The sequence below is a fragment of the Antarcticimicrobium luteum genome (assembly GCF_004358185.1).
Taxonomy (GTDB): domain Bacteria; phylum Pseudomonadota; class Alphaproteobacteria; order Rhodobacterales; family Rhodobacteraceae; genus Antarcticimicrobium; species Antarcticimicrobium luteum.
On the sequence record NZ_SMUV01000015.1, the window covers coordinates 1 to 4,916 of the forward strand.

Consider the following 4,916-nt stretch of genomic DNA (forward strand, 5'->3'; position numbering starts at 1 on the left):
TCGTCGCCGACTGTGTAGCCGTCGAGATGCACCTTGCCCAGATGACGCCCGTCAATGCCCCGATAGGGGGTGATCGCGATGCCGTCGGCGGTGCTCGGCAGCCGCACGAGCATCGGTTCGGGGCCGTCCGCGAAGATCAGGAGATCGGTTGTGTGAGGGCCGGTCTCGCACAGCGGCACGACGCCGGAAAGCGAGGCGCCATCCTTGTCGGGCGCTGCGGACACCGGAGTGGTGAGGCCGACCGGAAGGCCGAAGCCGACGGGCGCGAAAATGCGGCTTCCCGCGACGAGGCCGGCCAGCACGTCACTGCCGGCGCCGGCGGCGCGAAGGGCGGTCAACGCCGTGACGGAGGAGGCCACGAAGGGCTCGGGCAGGCGGGCGTGGCCCGCCGCATAGGCCAGGATCGCCGCCTCTGCCGCGCCAAGCCCGAGGCCGCCCGCGGCGTCGTCCGCCAGGACGCCGTGCCAGCCGAGATCGGCCATCCCGGCCCAGCGTTCGGCATCGAAGCCATCGGATTGTCGCAGCGCCGCCTCGCTGACGGCGCCGGTAAAACGCGTGGCGCTGTCACGGATCATTTCCGCCTCGTGGGAGGGCGTCAAGTGGTCGAGAAAGCTCATTGCAGCGTGTCCAGGGTGGCCTTGGCGAGAATCTCGCGCTGAATTTCGTTGGTGCCGCCATAGATCGAGGTCGCGCGCCCGAAGAGGTATTCGGCGAGCGCCCCGTCGAAGAAGGCGGAGGAAAGATCGCTGACATCCTCCATCGCATCGACGAACTGCGGGCCGCGTCCGGCCGCGAACGGGCCGAGGGCCGAGACCATGAGCTCGGCGAGGGCCTGCTGGATCTCGGCGCTCTTCAGCTTCAGCACCGATGGCCCGACGCTGGCGAAGGCGCTGTCGCGCCCCGTGGACAGCAGGCGGATTTCGGTGATCTCCAGCGCCGTGAGATCGGCTTCGATCCGGGCGAGGTCTCGCAGGAAGGCCCGGTCGGCGCATAACGGCGTGTCGCCGACGTGGCTGGCGCGTGCGATCCGCTTGAGTCGGGCGACCTGGCGGCGGCACCTGCCGATATTGGTGATCCCGGTGCGTTCGTTGCCGAGCAGGAACTTCGCATAGCTCCAGCCCTTGCCTGCCTCGCCGACCAGCCCGGTCTTGGGGATCTTCACGTCGGTGAAGAAGACCTCGTTGAGCGAATGGGACATGTCGATGGCGATGATCGGTTTGATCTCGATGCCGGGCGTGTCCATGTCGAGCACGAAGAAGGAGATGCCCTCCTGCTTGCGGACGCCTTCGCCGGTGCGGGCGAGGAGGAAGATCCGGTCGGCGTAATGGGCCTTCGAGGTCCAGATCTTCTGGCCGTTCAGCAGGTAATGGTCGCCCTTGTCCTCGGCGCGGGTCTTCAGGCTGGCCAGGTCGGAGCCCGAGCCGGGCTCGGAGAAGCCCTGGCACCAGAAGTCTTCGCCGCTCAGGATGCGCGGCAGGTACAGGTCTTTCTGATCCTGGTTGCCGAAGGTGTAGAGCACCGGGCCGACCATGGCCGTGCCGAAGGGCGGGATCGAGGGCGCCGCGTTGGCGCCGAGTTCGATCGTGTAGACGAAGCGCTGAAGCTGCGACCAGCCCGTGCCGCCGTATTCGACCGGCCAGGCGGGGGCGACCCAGCCCCTGGCGCTCAGCTTTTTCAGAAAGGCGGCGGTCTCGGGCTTGGTTGCCGCATAGCCCATGTCGAGCCGGGCGCGGGTCTCGTCCGGCACGGCAGCGCGCAGGAATTGCCGGACTTCCCTGCGGAACGCCCGCAGCGAGTCGTCGAGAAGCAGATCGATATGATCCTGGGAGCCGTCCCCGGGCTGGTGGCGCGTCAAATCCGTCACTGCGGCGCGATCCGGTTCGCTCCCGAGAGAAGCGTCTTGTGCATTGTATCCCGGTTCCTCCCCTGGCCCTTATGGTCTTGAATTTCGATGAGACGAAATGTTCAATTGGTATTACCATTACAATGAGTCAAACCAATGTCAACTCCGGCCGGTCACTATCGTCCCGCGCAGGAATTTCGGGGTCGGACGCAGACGGCTCGGCTATCGGCCGCGAAACACCGGCGGACGTTTTTCGATGAAGGAGGCGATGCCTTCGGCCTTGTCCTCGGAGGACATCAGGAGTTGCAGCGCCTTGCGCTCGATCCTCAAGGCGGCGTCGAGCGGGACGTCGGCGCCGGACAGCACGGCCTCCTTGACCTGCCGCACGGCGAGCGGCGCGCGCTTTGCGATGCGCCCGGCGATCTCCATCGCCGTGGGGAGCACCTCATTGTCGGCGACGACCTCGCTGACGAGGCCGAGGCGTTCGGCCTTTTGCGCGCTCAGCATGTCGCCGGTCAGAAGGTAGCGCATGGCGGCGAACTTGCCGATCGCGCGGGGCAGGCGCTGGGTGCCGCCGGCGCCGGGGATCAGCCCGACCTTGACCTCGGGCAGCCCGAACCGGGCGCTTTCTCCGGCAATGATGATGTCGGCGTGCATCGCCAGCTCGAAACCGCCGCCCAATGCGAACCCGTTGACAGCGGCGATCAGCGGCTTGGGAAAGGCGCCGATGGCCAGCCAGTAGCGTTCGGCCCCGATCCGCAGCATGTCGACCGAGTTGGTCTCGCCCAATTGCTTGAGGTCGGCGCCGGCGGCGAAGATTTCGTCGCCGCCCGTCAGGATGACGCACCGGATCGCCTCGTCGGCGGCAAATTCCGCGAACCCGTCGATAAGCTCCTCGCGCAGCTCGAAGGACAGCGCGTTGCGCGCGTCGGGCCGGTTGAGGGTCAGCAGGCCGATGCCCGGGGATGGGGTGTCCTTGAGGACAAGGCTCATGTCGATGCTCCTTCATCAAGTTCCATGGCGCCGTTGGTGATGATCTGGACGTCCCGCTCGAGCGCGGTGCAGGTGAAAAGGGCGCGGGACCCTTCGCGCCAGATCGAGGTGCGGATGGTGTCGCCCGGGAAGGCGGGGGCGGAAAAGCGCACCGAGAGGGCGCGAACACGCGACTCGTCATGCGCGCAAACCGTCTTCAGGAGGGCGCAGCCGGCGATGCCGTAGCTGCACAGACCATGCAGGATCGGCTGCGGAAAACCAACCGCGCCCGCCACATCCGGGTCGGCATGGACGGGATTCAGATCGCCATTGAGGCGATAGAGCAGGGCCTGCTGTCCGCTCGTGGGGATATCGCAGACAATATCGGCCTCGCGGTCGGGCAGCGCCCAGGACCGTCCTTTTGGCTGCACCGCGCCGCCATAGCCGCCTTCTCCGCGCAGATAAGCAGTCCGGTTGACCGTCCAGAGCGGTGTGCCGTCCGCGTCGCTGACCTGGCATTCCAGCTCGACGACCGCGCCCTTGCCGACGCCCTTGTCCCAGACATTGACGATGCGGGAATGGCCGGTCAGCGGCTGTCCGACCGGAATGGCCCGGTGCAGACGCACGGATTGCTCTCCGTGCAGCACCGAATCCGCATCGATGCCGAGTGTCGGGTCCGCCACCCAATGTCCCGGCGTACAGAGCACTGCCGCCATCGTCGGCACGACCCGCAGATGCGGCTCGTAGACGAATGGCAGGTCGCGCCGGTCGGTCGGATTCTGGCCGAAGCCCACAGAGAGCGCATAGAGCTGGCAGTCTCGTGCGCTCGGTGTCTGGGTCACCGGCGGGAAGACCAGGTTTGCGACGACGTCGTGATTGAAAGCCATCAGGGACTCCCGGTGCTAAGCGGTTCAACCGCCGCCGTGAATGGAAAGAACGGTTCCGTTGGTGTAGGCCGAGCGCGGAGAGGCGAGGAACGCGACGGCATCGGAAATCTCCCGGGGAGACGCGGGACGCCCGTAGGGGAGGCTCGCAGTCAACTCCGCGGCGCGGCTCTCATCGCCGAATTTCTCCGCCGCGCGGGCCTTGAGAAAGAGCTGTATCCGCTCCGTCGCGACAGAACCGGGGTTGAGCCCGACGATCCGGCCTCCCATCGCCTTGAACTGCTTTGCGTAAGCCCGGGTGAAGGCGACGAGCGCGGCATTTCCGACGGCCCCGCAGATGTAGTCCGGGCTCAGGCTCTCGGCTCCGGCGCCGATGATATTGACGATGACTCCCTTCCGGGCGGCGATGCGCGGCGCGAGGGCGCGTGTGAGGTTGATGTAGCCGAAGACCTTCAGGTCCCAGGCCGTCCGCCATGTGTTCTCGTCGATGGCCTGAAGGTCGCCGGGCGGAATGGCTCCGGCGTTGTTGACCAGGATGTCGACAGGCTCCGACCGCGCGGCCAGGCGGTCGATCCCCTCGGGGGTGGCGAGGTCGGCGGCAACGGTGTCGGGCGCGCTGCCCGTCTCCTCCGCGATTTGCGCGGCTGCCGTGGCGAGGGTGTCGGCATGACGCGCGACCAGCGTCACCCGCGCGCCCTCGCGGGCAAGCGTCAGCGCGGTGGCATGGCCGATGCCCTTGCTCGCGCCGGTGACAATCGCGTTCAGGCCCTTCAGATCGAGCAGCATCGGCTATCCTCCCCTGTTGGCGTGCAGCAGGCCGACCATGACGGCCATCTGCTCGATCAGGGGCAAGGTCACCCCGGTTTGCCTGGCAAGCGTCCGGATGATGTCGATGTCCTTGCGCAGATTGGCGGGGCTCGCGCCTCCATATGCGGGCAAAGCCGGCCCGTTGGAGAGGAAGGCGCGCATCGCTTCGGTATGCAGCGGCAGGCCGATCAGCGGTCCTTCCGCCATGTTGCGCCGCCACTCCCTGATCGCAGGCGTGTCCGCGAAGCCGCCGGCGAAGGCATCGGGCAGCCTGGCGACGTCGACGCCCAGCCGCTCGCCCAGCACCAGCGCCTCCGCGACGGCGAACGCCGACAGGAAGCCGATCATCTGGTTGCAGGCCTTGGTCGCCTGACCGGTCCCGGTTGGCCCCATGTGAGTGATGTTGTCGC

General features: G+C 67.1%; 6 protein-coding genes. All 6 read right to left on the minus strand.

Annotated features, from left to right (window positions below):
* On the minus strand, window positions 1-617 hold a 617-nt coding region (locus E1832_RS00160; RefSeq protein WP_165978744.1), incomplete at its 3' end, for an acyl-CoA dehydrogenase family protein.
* Window positions 614-1,864 (minus strand): acyl-CoA dehydrogenase family protein, encoded by a 1,251-nt coding sequence (locus E1832_RS00165; protein ID WP_245513713.1) that lies wholly within the window; start codon window positions 1,862-1,864, stop codon window positions 614-616. The genes E1832_RS00165 and E1832_RS00160, both read right to left, overlap by 4 nt.
* Window positions 1,865-2,065: 201 nt before the next feature.
* Window positions 2,066-2,836 (minus strand): enoyl-CoA hydratase-related protein, encoded by a 771-nt coding sequence (locus E1832_RS00170; protein ID WP_133357759.1) that lies wholly within the window; start codon window positions 2,834-2,836, stop codon window positions 2,066-2,068.
* On the minus strand, window positions 2,833-3,702 hold the full coding sequence (locus E1832_RS00175; RefSeq protein ID WP_133357761.1) for a MaoC/PaaZ C-terminal domain-containing protein: 870 nt from the start codon (window positions 3,700-3,702) through the stop codon (window positions 2,833-2,835). Before E1832_RS00175 ends, E1832_RS00170 begins: the two co-directional genes overlap by 4 nt.
* A gap of 24 nt (window positions 3,703-3,726) precedes the next feature.
* A complete protein-coding gene (locus E1832_RS00180; protein WP_133357763.1) occupies window positions 3,727-4,485 on the minus strand; it encodes a short-chain dehydrogenase/reductase in 759 nt (252 codons plus the stop codon).
* A 3-nt stretch (window positions 4,486-4,488) separates the two neighbouring features.
* Window positions 4,489-4,916: NAD-binding protein (locus E1832_RS00185; RefSeq protein ID WP_133357765.1), on the minus strand; the 428-nt coding region annotated here is incomplete at its 5' end.

Excerpts from the sequence above, each read along its gene's own strand:
- E1832_RS00170 (WP_133357759.1), bottom strand. The coding sequence starts at position 2,836 with ATGAGCCTTGTCCTCAAGGACACCCCATCCCCGGGCATCGGCCTGCTG.
- E1832_RS00175 (WP_133357761.1), bottom strand. The coding sequence starts at position 3,702 with ATGGCTTTCAATCACGACGTCGTCGCAAACCTGGTCTTCCCGCCGGTG.
- E1832_RS00180 (WP_133357763.1), bottom strand. The coding sequence starts at position 4,485 with ATGCTGCTCGATCTGAAGGGCCTGAACGCGATTGTCACCGGCGCGAGC.